The organism is Aeromonas sp. QDB25 (assembly GCF_027707725.1).
GTDB lineage: Bacteria > Pseudomonadota > Gammaproteobacteria > Enterobacterales > Aeromonadaceae > Aeromonas > Aeromonas caviae.
The window spans coordinates 1-1,355 of sequence record NZ_JAPCIZ010000201.1 but is presented as its reverse complement, the minus strand read 5'-3'; the positions used below and the strand labels follow the sequence as shown (position 1 = coordinate 1,355).

1 protein-coding gene is annotated in these 1,355 nt (G+C 60.2%); it reads right to left on the bottom strand.

Translation table 11 applies throughout. From position 1 onward, the window contains the following. Positions 1-202: 202 nt before the first annotated feature. Positions 203-1,216, bottom strand: a complete 1,014-nt coding sequence (gene intI1 / locus PG883_RS23465) for a class 1 integron integrase IntI1 (protein ID WP_000845048.1) — start codon at positions 1,214-1,216, stop codon at positions 203-205. Between the last annotated feature and the right edge of the window lie 139 nt (positions 1,217-1,355).

Genomic DNA, 1,355 nt, shown 5'->3' with positions numbered 1-1,355 from the left:
TGTCGTTTTCAGAAGACGGCTGCACTGAACGTCAGAAGCCGACTGCACTATAGCAGCGGAGGGGTTGGATCCATCAGGCAACGACGGGCTGCTGCCGGCCATCAGCGGACGCAGGGAGGACTTTCCGCAACCGGCCGTTCGATGCGGCACCGATGGCCTTCGCGCAGGGGTAGTGAATCCGCCAGGATTGACTTGCGCTGCCCTACCTCTCACTAGTGAGGGGCGGCAGCGCATCAAGCGGTGAGCGCACTCCGGCACCGCCAACTTTCAGCACATGCGTGTAAATCATCGTCGTAGAGACGTCGGAATGGCCGAGCAGATCCTGCACGGTTCGAATGTCGTAACCGCTGCGGAGCAAGGCCGTCGCGAACGAGTGGCGGAGGGTGTGCGGTGTGGCGGGCTTCGTGATGCCTGCTTGTTCTACGGCACGTTTGAAGGCGCGCTGAAAGGTCTGGTCATACATGTGATGGCGACGCACGACACCGCTCCGTGGATCGGTCGAATGCGTGTGCTGCGCAAAAACCCAGAACCACGGCCAGGAATGCCCGGCGCGCGGATACTTCCGCTCAAGGGCGTCGGGAAGCGCAACGCCGCTGCGGCCCTCGGCCTGGTCCTTCAGCCACCATGCCCGTGCACGCGACAGCTGCTCGCGCAGGCTGGGTGCCAAGCTCTCGGGTAACATCAAGGCCCGATCCTTGGAGCCCTTGCCCTCCCGCACGATGATCGTGCCGTGATCGAAATCCAGATCCTTGACCCGCAGTTGCAAACCCTCACTGATCCGCATGCCCGTTCCATACAGAAGCTGGGCGAACAAACGATGCTCGCCTTCCAGAAAACCGAGGATGCGAACCACTTCATCCGGGGTCAGCACCACCGGCAAGCGCCGCGACGGCCGAGGTCTTCCGATCTCCTGAAGCCAGGGCAGATCCGTGCACAGCACCTTGCCGTAGAAGAACAGCAAGGCCGCCAATGCCTGACGATGCGTGGAGACCGAAACCTTGCGCTCGTTCGCCAGCCAGGACAGAAATGCCTCGACTTCGCTGCTGCCCAAGGTTGCCGGGTGACGCACACCGTGGAAACGGATGAAGGCACGAACCCAGTGGACATAAGCCTGTTCGGTTCGTAAGCTGTAATGCAAGTAGCGTATGCGCTCACGCAACTGGTCCAGAACCTTGACCGAACGCAGCGGTGGTAACGGCGCAGTGGCGGTTTTCATGGCTTGTTATGACTGTTTTTTTGTACAGTCTATGCCTCGGGCATCCAAGCAGCAAGCGCGTTACGCCGTGGGTCGATGTTTGATGTTATGGAGCAGCAACGATGTTACGCAGCAGGGCAGTCGCCCTAAAACAAAGTTA